Raw genomic sequence first — 14191 nt, forward strand, 5'->3', positions numbered from 1 at the left:
TTAAACAATTAAAGACGTTGTGCTTAATATTGCACAATGTATTCTAATTTTAAAAGAACACATTATGATGAAGAAAACAGTTTTATTAGCAGCTATAGCCCTAATGGGTATTACTGCACATGCGCAAAAAGGTTCAGGATTCGGAATCAAAGGCGGACTTAACTATGGCGCCAATGGCGATTATTTCGAATCTGCCGAAAACGCCTACAAAAACCCTAAAGGAAATGTGGGATACCACATTGGAATCTTTGGCATAATCGGGGATAAAATCTACCTTAGGCCTGAATTGGTCTATACCAAAACAAAATCAGACTACGACAACAACAGTCTGAACATGAGTAAATTGGACATGCCTATTCTGCTTGGCGTAAATTTGATTGGCCCTTTAAACCTATTTGCAGGACCTGCCTTCCAATATATTTTGGACACGGATTATGAAGGAATTACCTTAAGTGACGCTGAAAATGATTTTACAGTAGGACTAAACATCGGTGCCGGACTTTCTTTTGGCAAGTTTGGAATAGACCTAAGATATGAAAGAGGTTTTAGTGAAAATGAAGTAACGGTTATTTCAAACAATGGGGTAACTCCAGGTGACAGAATTGACACCAGGCCCGACCAATTAATTTTGAGCTTGGCCCTAAAACTTTAATAGCATTTTAAATACAGAAACTAAAAATGCCCCCGCAATTGCGGGGGCATTTTTTATTTATTGGACTAAATTTAAACTTTAAATATTTTTGTCCAAATAATCGGGAACACCATCGTTATTGGAATCCCCTAATTCGTCTTCGGTAAGTATACCATCCCCATCGTCATCAGTGTCCAAATAATTTGGAAGGCCATCCTCATCGGTATCATCATTATAAAGATTACCGTCCCCATCCAAATCTTCAAGAATGGTATTTACCCCATCCCCATCATGATCGGCAGTATTGGCAGCCAATAAGTTTACTTCAAACATTAAAGGCGCATAGGTTGCCCCAGGGGCACTTCCGCTGAAATAAGCAATACCAGATGGCATAAAAATTAAACCTACCCCACTTCCGGTGACGGTAAATGTACCATCGCCATTTTCAATTATATCACCCCCCGATTTAAATTTGGGCATTCCTTCCTTAAATCCTTTTATAACGCCAGAATTACCGGAAACTCCGGATCCCTGCATATCGAACCAGACAGGAGATCCTAGTCTGCTGTCGAAAATAGTTCCATCCAAACGCATACCCTGGTACTTTAAATATACAGAATCTACGGGGGTAGGGTTTTCACCTACTCCTTCCCTAGCCACTATATAGTATAAAGTATGTGGAATATCAACTTCTTCCGCATCCAGTCCCAAATCACTTGAAGATACGTTTATCACCTGTGTTAAGGCATCTTCGAACAGGGATTTCTTGTCTGCATTGGCCCCGGCAATGGTATCGATCCTAATCCTTAGGTCGAAACTTTCATCTATTGGTTCCTCAAAATCTTCATAGTTATAAAAATGAGTTTTTAAATAAGCCTGAATTTCAGCATCATTTTCAACTATAACCTCACTTAGCAGTCTGGGGGGTATCACTTCAAAGTCATCCCCATCGTCCTTTTTACAGGACCAGATAGTCAAAAAAATTAAAGCAAGTAAAAGAAATCTCTTTATATTCATCAGTTTATTTTTATTGTCTTTTAATTACAGGATGCAACCCAGTGATTATTATAATAACCATTTTGGCTTCATTGATTTCTTAATTAAAGGGCGCAAGATACAATTTTCAACTATTTTTGTGGAGGACGTTAACAAAGATTTTCAATAGTTTATGCGAATTGACAAATACCTATGGAGCACCCGCTATTTCAAAACGCGAAACATAGCTACGGAGGCGTGTAAAAAGGGACATATAAGAATCAATGAACAAGTAGTAAAACCATCAAGGGAAGTATACCCCTTGGATAAAGTTGTGGTAAGGAAAAACCAGATCAATTATGAATTTACCGTACTGGATGTTCCCGAGAGCAGGGTAGGCGCCAAATTAGTGGACATCTACCGTAAGGATACCACTCCAAAAGAAGCCTTTGAACACAATGAGCTGTTAAAATTTTCCAAGGACTATTATCGGAAAAAGGGCGCTGGAAGACCTACAAAAAAAGACCGAAGGGATATAGATGGATACTTGGATGATGAAGCTGAATAAAGAATTTTGGGAACAAAAGTATGAGAATGGAGAAATGGGATGGGACATAGGTTACATTTCCAGCCCATTAAAGGAATACATTGACCAGCTTATAGATAAGAGCTTAAAAATCCTAATTCCAGGTGCAGGCAATGCGCACGAGCTCCTTTATCTAGTGGAGAAGGGGTTTTCCAATGTTTTTGTTATAGACATCGCTAGACAGCCATTGGAGAACATAAAAAAAAGGATTCCAAATTTTCCGGAGCATCAACTCCTGGAGGGCAATTTTTTTGATTTGGCATTAAATAATTTTGATTTGATCCTGGAACAAACTTTTTTTTGTGCCTTGGACCCAAGCTTAAGGAAGGATTATGTAACAAAAATGAAACAACTGCTAAAACCCTATGGCAAACTGACCGGGCTGCTGTTTAATTTCCCCTTAACGGATTCAGGACCGCCTTTTGGAGGTAGCCTAGGCGAATATATGTCCCTCTTTAAAGAGCATTTTAAAATCAAAACTCTGGAAACCGCATACAATTCCATAAAACCGAGAGCGGATAAGGAACTCTTTTTTATATTTGAATCTAAATAAAAACAACTATGTCCAATAGAATTTTATCCCATGAGCAAATACAGCATAAAATAAAGCGCATTGCTTACCAGATATACGAGACCAACGTTGATGAACCCGAAATTATTATTGCCGGGATTGAAGGAGGGGGATTAAACTTTGCCAAAAAAATACAGGCCGTACTTCAGAAGATCACCGAAGCCAACATTGTTTTGTGCAAAGTAATCATGGACAAGTCCAACCCTTTGGCCAGTGGCGTCAAAACCTCCCTTCCAGAATCTGAATACACCAATAAATCCGTGGTCTTGGTAGACGATGTGCTCAATTCCGGGACCACATTGATCTACGGAGTACATCATTTTCTACGCGTCCCATTAAAACAACTTAAAACTGCCGTATTGGTGAACAGGAATCACAAGAAATATCCTGTTAAGGCAGATTATAAAGGAATCTCCCTTTCCACATCACTTCAAGAACACATCAATGTTGAATTTAAGGCCAAAAGCGATTCGGTGTATCTAAGCGAGTAATTGCTCTATTTCCGCAACTAAGGATTCGGGGTCCTTATCATCGCAATCGATAATATGATTCGCTTTAAGGTAGAAATTATTGCGCTCGAACAAATGCTTGCCGATAAACTCCGGCAGGTCTTCATCCTCTATGTTTTTGATCAAGGGTCTATGTTCTTTTTCCAATAATAACCTTTTTACGAGTCCAGGAATGGAAACTTTTAAATAGAAAACATGATCAGCTAGGGTCAACATCGTCTCCATATTTCCAGAATAACACGGAGTTCCTCCACCCGTGGATAGTATAAAGTTGTTTTTTTTGGACAAAACATTATTTAAATATTCATGTTCTTTTTTCCGAAAAAAAATTTCGCCCTTCCCCATAAAAATGTTGGGAATGGAATCTTCCAAACCTTCCTCAATAACTTCATCCAAGTCTAAAAAACTAATTTTCAATTTCTTAGCCAACAATTTACCTAAGGTGGACTTACCACTTCCCATATACCCTACCAATACTATTTTCACGCTGTAATTTTTTGTAAAATTGGTCTAATTTAATGGTAAATCAAAAAAAATTAAAAAATTCTCAAAAAGGCCTTGCAAAACAAACAAATGATATTATATTTGCACCCGCAAACAGCAATAGTTTGTAACACATTTTGACCTGGTAGCTCAGTTGGTAGAGCATCTCCCTTTTAAGGAGAGGGTCCTGGGTTCGAGCCCCAGCCCGGTCACAAAAAAGTTAAGTCTCGTACTTAACTTTTTTTGTTTAAAATAGTTTTCATTTCCTTAAATTTAGAGACTATTTAAACATCCCTAAAAGTCCTTTAACAAGACTTTTTAAGCCCACGTGGTGAAATTGGTAGACACGCCACCTTGAGGGGGTGGTGTTCGCAAGGACGTGCTAGTTCGAATCTAGTCGTGGGCACCAAAAACCGCTAACTTCTTGAATGAGGTTGGCGGTTTTTTTATTCCTTTATCTTATTCTTTTTCAGTCAATAATAAAACCGGAAAAGAAATCCCTATAAATGGTTAATTAAAATAATTGCCTTACATATTTAGAAAATAAGCCTTATTTTCATAATCGGGCATTTCGTAAAATTGAAGTGCCACAAATTATATATAAATACCTATGGGCAATAGAGTTATTATCATCGGATCTGGGTTTGCATCCCTTTCTGCGTCCTGTTATTTGGCAAAACAGGGATACGATGTGTCTATTTACGAGAAAAATAAGACCGTTGGGGGCCGAGCAAGGCAATTTGTCCGGGATGGTTTCACTTTTGACATGGGGCCAAGTTGGTATTGGATGCCCGACATATTTGAAAGTTTTTTCAATGATTTCGGAAAAAAAACATCCGATTACTATCAACTGGATAAATTGGATCCTGCCTATAACATTTTCTTTTCCGACGATGTTATTACCATAGGGGATAGTATGGACAAAATTTGCAAAGAATTTGAACGAATTGAAAAAGGCAGTGCAGAACCTTTGCGCAAATTCATTAAAAAAGCACAAGACAATTATGAAATCGCCATTCACAAGATAGTACTTCGCCCGGGCCTTTCCCCTTTGGAATTGGTAAGCAAAGATACCATAGTACGTCTGGACCAGTTCTTTAAATCTATAAGTGACGAGGTCCGCAAACGTTTTAAAAACCCAAAACTAATTTCTACTTTAGAATTTCCTGTACTTTTCTTAGGGGCCAAACCTAGCAAAACCCCATCCTTTTATAGCTTTATGAATTTTGCCGATTTTGGACTGGGCACTTGGCACCCCAAAGGCGGAATGTACCAAGTAATTAGGGCCATGGAGCTTTTGGCATTGGAATTGGGAGTCAAAATTCACACAGATCACTCAGTAACTAAGATTGAAGTATCCAAAGGCATGGCCACCGGTATTAAAGTTAATGGAAACACCATTAAAGCAGATTTTGTCCTGAGCGGTGCCGATTATCACCATTCAGAAACATTGTTGGACCAGCAATTTCGCCAATATTCCGAGGCATATTGGGACAAAAAGACCTTTGCCCCCTCGTCCTTATTATTTTATGTGGGGTTTGATAAAAAATTACAGAACGTATCCCACCATAACTTATTTTTCGACACCAGTTTTGAGCAACACGCCAAAGAGATATATGATGACCCCAAATGGCCGGAAGCTCCGCTCTTCTATGCCAACTTTCCGTCCATTACAGATTCCAGTATGGCCCCCGAAGGTTGTGAAACAGGCTTTTTCTTAATTCCCATTGCCCCGGATTTAGAAGACACCCAACAACTGCGAAATAAGTATTTTGAAATTATTATAAACAGGTTTCAAAAACTTACCGGTCAAAAAGTAGAAAATAGTATTCTTTTCAAGGAGGACTTCTGTGTAAATGATTTTATTGACCAATACAATTCCTATAAGGGAAATGCATATGGCATGGCCAATACCCTTTTGCAAACAGCCTTTCTTAGACCCAAATTACACAGTAAAAAAGTAGATAATCTATTTTTTACCGGCCAGCTTACCGTTCCTGGTCCCGGGGTACCACCGGCCCTAATTTCTGGGAAATTGGTTTCAGAACTTATTGTTAAACATCAAAAAACTTAATTATGAAGTCAATTTTTGATACAGTTTCCCTAGATTGCAGTAGGCTCGTTACCCAACACTATAGCACCTCCTTTTCCTTGGCCACCAAAATGTTGGCTCCTTCCATTAGAGGGGATATATACAATATTTATGGCTTTGTCCGATTTGCCGATGAAATTGTGGACAGTTTTCACGATTATGATAAGTTGTTTTTATTGAATAAATTTGAGAAGGATTTGCAGGACGCTTTGGAACAAAAAATAAGTCTTAATCCCATTCTAAATTCTTTTCAACATACGTTCCACAAATATGACATTCCACGGCATTTGGTAACTTCATTCTTGAAGAGTATGCGGATGGACTTGGAAAAAAGGATCCGTCTTACGGATAGCCAGTATAAGGAGTACATTTATGGCTCCGCTGATGTAGTCGGTTTAATGTGCCTAAGGGTATTTGTAAAGGGAGACGAAATAGCGTACGAAAAGCTGAAACCCTCCGCTATGGCCTTGGGATCTGCTTTTCAAAAAGTGAATTTTTTAAGGGACTTAAAAAACGATTTTGAAGATTTGAACAGAACTTATTTCCCCAACACCAATCTCCAGAATCTGACAGAGGAAGACAAAAATAAAATTGTTGATGAAATAAAAGCGGATTTTAAATTGGGATATTCCGGGATATTACAATTGCCCCGAGAAGCTAAATTTGGGGTATATACAGCATATAGGTATTATTTTAAGTTGCTGAAAAAATTACAGGACACGCCTTCAGCGAAGATTATGATTACTAGAATACGGGTTTCCAATCTACACAAATTTAGATTATTGGTTAAATCGTATATTAACTATAAATTAAAACTGGTTTAGAATGAAAATGTTGATTTGGATTTTAATTTTCTTCGCTACTTTTTCCTTTATGGAGTTTATGGCCTGGTTTACCCATAAATACATTATGCATGGTTTATTATGGTCACTGCACAAGGATCACCATAAAAAGGACCACGATTCATGGTTTGAAAGAAACGATGCATTTTTTTTGTTCTACGCTGCGGTCAGCATGACTTTCTTTTGGCTGGGTTCCCAAACCGACTTTTGGTACGGATGGCCTTTAGGGTTCGGTATATTGGCTTATGGAGCCGCTTACTTCTTGGTTCATGATATTTTTATACACCAAAGGTTTAAATTGTTCAGAAATGCAAATAATTGGTATGCCAAAGGGGTAAGGAGAGCGCACAAAATGCATCATAAACATTTGGGAAAAGAGGACGGGGAATGCTTTGGTATGTTAATGGTACCCTTTAAGTATTTCCAAAAAAAAGAAAAATAGCAATAGGGCTTTTTAATATTACTGACTCAAAAGGCCATCTATAAGCGTCCTTGTTTTGTTACTGTTCCAATCTGCAGCACCAGTCTCCGCTACAACAATTTTACCTTCCTTGTCAATAATATATGTAGTTGGAAGGAGTTTGGATTTAAGTGTTTCAGGTGTTTCGGAAGCAGGATAATAAACGGGAAGATCGAAATTCTTTTTTTTTAAAAAGTTCTCCACTTTTTGACGGTCGTCGGAAGTAACGAACATAAACGTAACCTTATCACCATAATCATTATAAAGATCCTGCATACTTGGCATTTCAGCTACACACGGAGGACACCAAGTAGCCCAAAAATTCACAAGTATTACCCTTCCTCTCTGATTTTCAAAATCGAAGGATCGATTTTCCAAATCGGTCAATTTCCATTGATAGGAACCCAAAGGAACCTGCATCCCCTCCTTTACCATAGCTGCGCTAGTGGATAACAATTTACTGGCTAAAACCTTTACTTTAAATCCTACCGGAGTAAATATCAACACCAGCACAGCTAGTATAAAAACACCGTTAAGAATCCACTTCTTGTTAGGTACTATCATATTGCATCTATTTACTAATAAGATCGTCCAAAATGGCTTTTACCTTGTCATTGTCCCAATCGGCCACCCCTTCCTTACTAATCACGATCCTTCCCTCCTTATCCAACAAATAGGATCTAGGCGGTTTAGAACCGTCCACAGGCATGGGATCACCTACTATGGAATAAGTTACCGGAAAGGTAAAACCATGATCCGCCATAAATTTCTCTACAGGTTCCCTTTCCTCATTGGTAATGATATAAAAATCTATTTTATCCTTATAATCGTCATATAACTTTTGGATACTTTCCACTTCAGCCTCACTTGGAATATTCCAAGACCTCCAAAAATTGATAAAGACAACACGACCTTTTGACTTCTTAAAACTGAAAAAATTCCAATTGGCATCTTTTAGCTTCCAATCGTAATCCTTAATCTGTCCCCTATTGATTTCTTTGGTCACTTCTGGCGAAAAGGAGAACCATTTATTTAACAAAACCTTGCTATAATCGCCCAAGGGCGTCACAAAAAAAGATAGAATTAAAGCCATTAAGGCGATGTTCAAAACAGTTTTTTTACGAATTTTCATTTAATTTATCCTTTTGTCAAAACTAAAAAACTCCTGATGAATATCAGGAGTTTTTGTAAAGTATTTACAGCACAAAATTAAGCCGCGTTCTCCCTTTTTATAACGTTAAGGGCAGAACCTTCATTAAACCATTCAATCTGCGATTGGTTATAGGTATGGTTCAATTTAATAGTGTCCTTAGTTCCATCTTTATGCACCAATTCCAAGGTAATTTGCTTTTCTGGTGCAAAATCTTTTATATCAACAAAGTTGAAGGTATCATCCTCTTGAATCAAGTCATAATCACTTTCATTTGCGAAGGTTAGCCCCAACATACCTTGTTTCTTAAGGTTGGTTTCATGGATACGTGCAAAAGACTTAACGATTACCACTGCAACACCCAAATGTCTTGGCTGCATAGCGGCGTGCTCACGAGACGATCCTTCTCCATAGTTATGATCTCCCACAACTACTGTTTTTATTCCTGCCGCCTTATAAGCCCTTTGTGCATCAGGAACACCACCATACTCTCCAGTAAGCTGATTCTTTACAAAATTTGTCTTTTTATTGAAGGCATTTACCGCTCCAATCAGGGTATTATTGGCAATGTTGTCCAAATGACCTCTAAAACGCAACCAAGGACCAGCCATGGAAATGTGGTCTGTAGTACATTTTCCAAAGGCTTTGATCAATAATTTAGCTCCTTGAAGACTTTCTGGCTTAATAGGAGTAAAGGGTTCCAACAATTGCAAACGCTCTGATTTGGGATCTACCTTTACCTCAACACCTGAACCATCTTCCATTGGCGCCAAGTAACCTGCATCTTCCACTTCAAATCCCTTTGGAGGCAATTCAATCCCCAACGGCTCGTCCAATTTAACTTCTTGTCCGTCTTCATTCAGAAGGGTATCGTTCATTGGATCAAAATCCAATCTACCAGATATTGCTATGGCCGCTACCATTTCCGGGGAACCTACAAAAGCGTGGGTATTTGGATTTCCATCCGCCCTTTTGGAAAAGTTACGGTTAAAAGAATGTACTATGGTATTCTTCTCATCGCCTTTTAGATCACTACGATCCCATTGTCCTATACAGGGACCACAGGCATTGGTAAATACCGTTGCCCCTAAATTTTCGAATATCTGCAACAAACCATCACGTTCCGCTGTAAATCTGATCTGTTCAGACCCAGGGTTGATACCAAAATCTGATTTTGGTTTTATGTTTTTATCAACGGCCTGTTTAGCAATAGAGGCAGCCCTGGTCAAATCCTCATAAGAAGAATTGGTACAGGACCCTATTAGGCCCCAATCCACTTTTAAAGGCCATCCGTTAGCTTTCGCCTTCTCTCCCAACTGCCCTACTGGAGTAGCTAAATCAGGGGTAAACGGACCATTAAGATGTGGCTTAAGGGTGTTCAAATCTATTTCTATAATTTCATCAAAATATCTCTCAGGGTTGGCATACACCTCAGGGTCTGCCGTTAAGTAATCCTTAACTGCATTTGCTGCATCCGCAACATCATTTCTATCCGTAGCCCTTAAGTATCTTTCCATAGAAGCATCATAACCGAAGGTAGATGTGGTAGCACCAACTTCAGCACCCATATTACATATGGTTCCTTTACCGGTACAGGAAAGATTTTTAGCCCCTTCGCCAAAATATTCTATAATGGCCCCTGTACCACCTTTTACAGTCAATATACCAGCCACTTTAAGAATAACATCCTTGGCAGATGTCCAGCCAGAGATATTACCCGTTAATTTTACTCCTATCAATTTTGGAAACTTAAGTTCCCAGGCCATTCCGGCCATAACATCCACAGCATCGGCACCACCAACACCTATGGCAACCATTCCAAGACCCCCGGCGTTTACCGTATGGGAATCGGTCCCTATCATCATTCCTCCAGGAAAGGCATAGTTTTCCAAAACCACTTGGTGAATAATACCTGCACCTGGTTTCCAAAAACCAATTCCGTACTTATTGGAAACGGATTCCAAAAAATTAAAGACTTCGGCACTAGAAGTATTGGCCACTTTCAAATCTGCCACAGCTCCACTTTTTGCCTGTATAAGGTGATCGCAATGAACTGTAGTTGGTACAGCTACTTTTGGTTTTCCAGCCTGCATAAATTGCAACAATGCCATTTGCGCAGTAGCATCTTGACAAGCGATTCGATCGGGTGCAAAATCAACATAGTCCTTACCTCTTTTAAATGCCTTGTTGGGTGTGCCGTCCCACAAGTGGGAATACAAAATTTTCTCTGAAAGGGTTAAAGGTTTTCCAACAATTTCACGTGCCTTATCAACACGTTCGGACATGTTGGCATACACCTTTTTAATCATATCAATATCGAATGCCATTATCTATAAATTTTTAGTTTAAGTTATTCTCCAAAATTAAGAAAATACCTTACGTTTATAAAACTTTTAAACTAAGAATACGGCAAGAATACGCCAATTTTATGTAATTATAAAAAAGATTACCATTATAGGAATGTAAATGCAATAAATTTCATTTTTTTAAGCCTATAAAAATCGAGCAGTTCTTGTTCATTATTCCCTACTATAAAAGCTTTTGAATAATATCCTCTACGGAAATTCCTTCGGCCTCAGCCTTATAATTTTTAATAATCCGATGTCTCAGGATTCCCAAGGACACCGCTTTGACATCTTCAATATCAGGAGAAAATTTACCGTTCACGGCGGCATGGGCCTTAGCTCCCAATATTAGATTTTGGGAAGCCCTAGGTCCTGCTCCCCAATCTATGAACTGTTTTACAAATTCCGAAGCATTTTCTTGATTCGGTCTTGTGCTGTTCACTAATTTCACTGCATATTCCACCACATTGTCGGGAACTGGAATTCTACGTACCAAATGTTGTATATCCATTATTTCCCCAGGGGTAAACAAGGGAACAATTTCATGCTTAAAATCGGAAGTGGTTTCCTTTACTACCTTAATCTCCTCTGCGATAGATGGATATTTCAATTCTATGGCGAACATAAACCTATCTAACTGCGCCTCGGGCAATGGGTAAGTACCTTCTTGCTCTATTGGGTTCTGGGTTGCCAAAACATAATAGGGAAGATCCAATTTATATTGATTGCCAGCTATGGTCACAGCTCGTTCCTGCATGGCCTCCAACAGTGCCGCTTGGGTTTTGGGCGGGGTACGGTTTATTTCGTCGGCCAGTATAATATTCGAAAAAATGGGCCCTTTTATGAACTTGAAGTTCCTATTTTGATCCAACACTTCACTACCTAAAATATCACTTGGCATGAGATCAGGTGTAAACTGAATCCTTTTAAAGCCCAATCCCAAAGCAGAGGCAATTGTATTTACCATGAGGGTCTTGGCCAAACCAGGTACTCCAATAAGTAAGGAGTGCCCTCCTGTATAAATAGAAAGTAGTATTTGATCTACCACTTCCTCCTGCCCAATAATAATTTTGGCTATTTCTTGTTTAAGAACTTTATTTTTTTCAACTAGAGCCTTAATTGCAGCTACGTCTGACATGCATTTATTCCTTTACCCAATTATTTGCAAAATCACAATCTTTATTCGCGGAATTAACACTCACATAAGTATCTTCGATATGCTCGTCCATCCATTTTTTAATGGCATTATACTGCTTTTCCCTAAGTGCTAATTCCTGAATCTTTATGTAATCCTTTGCAAAATCGGCAACATGTTCGTCATAACGATTGGTGATTTTCATGATTTTGTACTTGGGGGCACCTCCCCTGGGATCATTCTCCAGAATAGGCATGGAAATCTCATTGTCCTTTATGTCCCTCACTTGGTTATAAAGCGATGGTTCCATTTTGGTAAGCTCAAATCGGGAGCTATAATCCTGTGGGTTTCTTAACAAACCTCCATCAAATTTGGTTTCCTTTTCATCGGAAAAATTCAAAGCTGCAGCGGCAAAGGTAAATTTACTATCCAATACCCCTTTTCTTATGCTATCCAATTCCTTCTTTGCATCATCCAATTCCTTTTGGGATATCTCCGGGGTTATCAGAATGTGTCTTAGATCCAGCTCACGGCCCCTAATTTTTTCAACATATATAATGTGGTAACCAAAATCGGTTTCGAACGGATCAGAAATCTCTCCTTCCCTTAAACTAAAAGCCACATCCTTAAACTCTTTAACAAATGGGGTCTCCCGGGTCATACTATAAAATCCACCCTTGGATTTGGATCCAGGATCTTGGGAATACAAAATAGCCTTCACACTAAAGCTAGCATCATTTTCCTCAATATCTGCCTTTATCTCGTTTAGTTTATCTATTACCTTTTGCTTTTCTTCATCGGAAGCCTTGGGTTGCTTTACAATTTGGGCAATTTCCAACTCCGCACCAAAAACGGGTCTTTCATCTGCTGGAATCTTATTAAAGAACTGTCTAACTTCCTCTGGGGTAATCTCTATTTCCGAAACAATTTTGTTTTGCATTTTTTCGGAAAGCATTCTCAGCTTGTTGATTTTGTAAAGTTCCTCACGAAAACTGGCCTCATCATCCTTTTTATAATAATTTAGCACCTTTTCCATAGAACCGATCTGGGACACCAGTTGTTGTAACTGTCGATCCCCTTGGGCATTTACCTCATCATCCGAAACCAAAATACTGTCTTGAACGGCCTGATGTGCATATAAACGATCTTCCATTAACTTGCCCAAAAGACCACATCTTGTAACATCGGCAGTGGAAGCTCCTTGGCTTTTAAGATCTATCAAAGTTTTTTCTATATCCGATTCCAAGATTACATAGTCGCCCACCACAGCAGCTATCCCATCCAATTTTATTCTTTCAAAATTGTTGACAGAATCGTTCTTAGATATCATTGATTCCTCTACAATTACCTCTTGTGGTTCTACCTGAGTATCAGGAAGATTTTCTAGTTCCTGTGCGCTCGTAATCCCTGTCAACAATAAAATAGAAAGGGAAAAACCTGTTTTAATTACCTTGTTCATAAACTTCAAATTCTTTTTCTTTAATAGCTTCATCCATTACCTCTACTTCCAATTTTTTCATATAATCCAGCTTCCTTCTATTTAAAAGCAGCTGTTTAATAGTAGGTTCAATATAAGTAAGGGGAGCAATATCGTTGATTTCCAACATATCGTTTACCTTCGCCAAATATACCCCTAAAGAGTCCTGTAATTCAAAAAATTGTGATTTTTTTAAGTACTTGTCCTGATTTTCAGCAGTTAACGGAGTAATTTCTTCCATGACACGGTAAACATTTACCCAAATGGAATCGTTAAAATTGACCTTGCTAAACTGCACACTTATAGAATCCAAATAGCGCTTATCTGCCTCCTTAAAATCCCTTAATTTCTTGGCAACCAAATCCTTGTCCAAATATTGTATGGGCAACTCCACAAACCTCAACTGTATTATCCGTTCCTTTAGTTTAAAATTTTCCTTTTCACGCTCATAAAACTCGGTGAGCTGAGTATGGGTTATAGCAGTATCATGGGATTGTAGGACCAATGCTTCCTTATAGGCCCCTGTGTACAAATCTGTTCTGTAATTGGAGACCAATTGCTCAAAATACTCTAGCTTCTCCTCAGGTAGATTTATTTTGGCCTTGGAAAGCAACAATTGTTTATAAGCCCAATTATTAATATAATTATTGACCAAAGAGGTACTGTCCTCCTTGGACATATTGGTCAAAAGCAGCTCTTTTAAGTCCTCCTTGTACAAATAAGTTTCCCCAACCCTGGCCACAGGAATTTTGTCTTCTTTCTTATTAAAAAGAGAATCACAGGATATAAAAGTGCATAGCAATACTATACTCACTAAAAATATTGAGACTTTTTCCAGCTTTATTTCACAAAAATCCATTCCGCAAATTTAGTAATTAAGAAGCATTATGCAAGTCCTCATTTCCCAATAAAATTCCATACTATTTATCGGAAGG

Annotated in this window: 15 protein-coding genes and 2 tRNA genes; 9 read left to right on the plus strand and 8 right to left on the minus strand. The window is 38.5% G+C overall.

Translation table 11 applies throughout. The annotated features are described in order from the left end of the window. Positions 1 to 67: 67 nt before the first annotated feature. A complete protein-coding gene (locus tag LV92_RS21065) occupies positions 68 to 652 on the plus strand; it encodes an outer membrane beta-barrel protein (RefSeq protein WP_111625573.1) in 585 nt (194 codons plus the stop codon). A 78-nt stretch (positions 653 to 730) separates the two neighbouring features. Here LV92_RS21065 and LV92_RS21070 read toward each other — a convergent pair whose 3' ends face one another. Beyond that, positions 731 to 1648 carry an FKBP-type peptidyl-prolyl cis-trans isomerase gene (locus LV92_RS21070; protein WP_111625574.1) on the minus strand — a complete coding sequence of 306 codons (918 nt, stop codon included), beginning with the start codon at positions 1646 to 1648 and terminating at the stop codon, positions 731 to 733. Positions 1649 to 1799: 151 nt separating this feature from the next. Between LV92_RS21070 and LV92_RS21075 the strand changes: the two genes are divergently transcribed. The 3 genes from LV92_RS21075 to LV92_RS21085 are packed head-to-tail and all read left to right on the plus strand — an operon-like array spanning position 1800 to position 3254. Further along, entirely contained in the window at positions 1800 to 2174 is a 375-nt protein-coding gene (locus LV92_RS21075) for an RNA-binding S4 domain-containing protein (RefSeq protein ID WP_111625575.1), read from the plus strand. Beyond that, entirely contained in the window at positions 2161 to 2745 is a 585-nt protein-coding gene (locus tag LV92_RS21080; protein WP_111625576.1) for a methyltransferase domain-containing protein, read from the plus strand. Before LV92_RS21075 ends, LV92_RS21080 begins: the two co-directional genes overlap by 14 nt. An 8-nt stretch (positions 2746 to 2753) precedes the next feature. Further along, positions 2754 to 3254: a phosphoribosyltransferase family protein gene (locus LV92_RS21085; RefSeq protein WP_111625577.1), complete on the plus strand. Its 501-nt coding sequence runs from the start codon at positions 2754 to 2756 to the stop codon at positions 3252 to 3254. On the opposite strand, the gene LV92_RS21090 is transcribed toward LV92_RS21085, so the two are convergent. Beyond that, a complete protein-coding gene (locus LV92_RS21090) occupies positions 3243 to 3758 on the minus strand; it encodes a shikimate kinase (RefSeq protein WP_111625578.1) in 516 nt (171 codons plus the stop codon). The genes LV92_RS21085 and LV92_RS21090 overlap by 12 nt on opposite strands. A 136-nt stretch (positions 3759 to 3894) precedes the next feature. Between LV92_RS21090 and LV92_RS21095 the strand changes: the two genes are divergently transcribed. The 5 genes from LV92_RS21095 to LV92_RS21115 all read left to right on the plus strand — a co-directional run bounded on the left by LV92_RS21095 (position 3895) and on the right by LV92_RS21115 (position 7131). Next, positions 3895 to 3967: transfer RNA gene (locus LV92_RS21095), tRNA-Lys, on the plus strand. Between the two features lie 110 nt (positions 3968 to 4077). After that, positions 4078 to 4164, plus strand: a tRNA-Leu gene (locus tag LV92_RS21100). A gap of 201 nt (positions 4165 to 4365) precedes the next feature. Beyond that, positions 4366 to 5829, plus strand: coding sequence for a phytoene desaturase family protein (locus LV92_RS21105; protein WP_111625579.1), 1464 nt, complete (start codon positions 4366 to 4368; stop codon positions 5827 to 5829). Positions 5830 to 5831: 2 nt separating this feature from the next. Further along, on the plus strand, positions 5832 to 6671 hold the full coding sequence (locus LV92_RS21110; protein ID WP_111625580.1) for a phytoene/squalene synthase family protein: 840 nt from the start codon (positions 5832 to 5834) through the stop codon (positions 6669 to 6671). 1 nt (position 6672) lies between these two features. Further along, positions 6673 to 7131, plus strand: coding sequence for a sterol desaturase family protein (locus LV92_RS21115; RefSeq protein WP_111625581.1), 459 nt, complete (start codon positions 6673 to 6675; stop codon positions 7129 to 7131). Between the two features lie 18 nt (positions 7132 to 7149). Here the strand turns inward: LV92_RS21115 and LV92_RS21120 are convergent, their stop codons facing one another. The 6 genes from LV92_RS21120 to LV92_RS21145 form a co-directional block, all read right to left on the minus strand. Next, positions 7150 to 7713, minus strand: a complete 564-nt coding sequence (locus LV92_RS21120; protein WP_111625582.1) for a TlpA family protein disulfide reductase — start codon at positions 7711 to 7713, stop codon at positions 7150 to 7152. Positions 7714 to 7720: 7 nt separating this feature from the next. Continuing rightward, positions 7721 to 8281, minus strand: coding sequence for a TlpA family protein disulfide reductase (locus LV92_RS21125; RefSeq protein ID WP_111625583.1), 561 nt, complete (start codon positions 8279 to 8281; stop codon positions 7721 to 7723). A 77-nt stretch (positions 8282 to 8358) separates the two neighbouring features. Then, positions 8359 to 10626, minus strand: coding sequence for an aconitate hydratase (locus LV92_RS21130; RefSeq protein ID WP_111625584.1), 2268 nt, complete (start codon positions 10624 to 10626; stop codon positions 8359 to 8361). Between the two features lie 202 nt (positions 10627 to 10828). Beyond that, positions 10829 to 11782 (minus strand): AAA family ATPase, encoded by a 954-nt coding sequence (locus tag LV92_RS21135; RefSeq protein WP_111625585.1) that lies wholly within the window; start codon positions 11780 to 11782, stop codon positions 10829 to 10831. Between the two features lie 4 nt (positions 11783 to 11786). Further along, positions 11787 to 13238 (minus strand): peptidylprolyl isomerase, encoded by a 1452-nt coding sequence (locus LV92_RS21140; RefSeq protein ID WP_111625621.1) that lies wholly within the window; start codon positions 13236 to 13238, stop codon positions 11787 to 11789. Next, complete coding sequence (locus LV92_RS21145; protein WP_111625586.1) at positions 13222 to 14115, minus strand: peptidyl-prolyl cis-trans isomerase; 894 nt, start codon at positions 14113 to 14115, stop codon at positions 13222 to 13224. The genes LV92_RS21140 and LV92_RS21145 overlap by 17 nt, the downstream gene beginning before the upstream one ends. Between the last annotated feature and the right edge of the window lie 76 nt (positions 14116 to 14191).

The organism is Arenibacter echinorum (genome assembly GCF_003259375.1).
GTDB classification, from domain to species: domain Bacteria; phylum Bacteroidota; class Bacteroidia; order Flavobacteriales; family Flavobacteriaceae; genus Arenibacter; species Arenibacter echinorum.

Coding starts and splice junctions, on each gene's coding strand:
- LV92_RS21130 (WP_111625584.1), bottom strand. CDS start 10,626: ATGGCATTCGATATTGATATGATTAAAAAGGTGTATGCCAACATGTCC.
- LV92_RS21070 (WP_111625574.1), bottom strand. CDS start 1,648: ATGAATATAAAGAGATTTCTTTTACTTGCTTTAATTTTTTTGACTATC.
- LV92_RS21115 (WP_111625581.1), top strand. CDS start 6,673: ATGAAAATGTTGATTTGGATTTTAATTTTCTTCGCTACTTTTTCCTTT.
- LV92_RS21145 (WP_111625586.1), bottom strand. CDS start 14,115: ATGGATTTTTGTGAAATAAAGCTGGAAAAAGTCTCAATATTTTTAGTG.
- LV92_RS21110 (WP_111625580.1), top strand. CDS start 5,832: ATGAAGTCAATTTTTGATACAGTTTCCCTAGATTGCAGTAGGCTCGTT.
- LV92_RS21105 (WP_111625579.1), top strand. CDS start 4,366: ATGGGCAATAGAGTTATTATCATCGGATCTGGGTTTGCATCCCTTTCT.
- LV92_RS21140 (WP_111625621.1), bottom strand. CDS start 13,238: ATGAACAAGGTAATTAAAACAGGTTTTTCCCTTTCTATTTTATTGTTG.
- LV92_RS21080 (WP_111625576.1), top strand. CDS start 2,161: ATGAAGCTGAATAAAGAATTTTGGGAACAAAAGTATGAGAATGGAGAA.
- LV92_RS21125 (WP_111625583.1), bottom strand. CDS start 8,281: ATGAAAATTCGTAAAAAAACTGTTTTGAACATCGCCTTAATGGCTTTA.
- LV92_RS21075 (WP_111625575.1), top strand. CDS start 1,800: ATGCGAATTGACAAATACCTATGGAGCACCCGCTATTTCAAAACGCGA.
- LV92_RS21120 (WP_111625582.1), bottom strand. CDS start 7,713: ATGATAGTACCTAACAAGAAGTGGATTCTTAACGGTGTTTTTATACTA.
- LV92_RS21085 (WP_111625577.1), top strand. CDS start 2,754: ATGTCCAATAGAATTTTATCCCATGAGCAAATACAGCATAAAATAAAG.
- LV92_RS21065 (WP_111625573.1), top strand. CDS start 68: ATGAAGAAAACAGTTTTATTAGCAGCTATAGCCCTAATGGGTATTACT.
- LV92_RS21135 (WP_111625585.1), bottom strand. CDS start 11,782: ATGTCAGACGTAGCTGCAATTAAGGCTCTAGTTGAAAAAAATAAAGTT.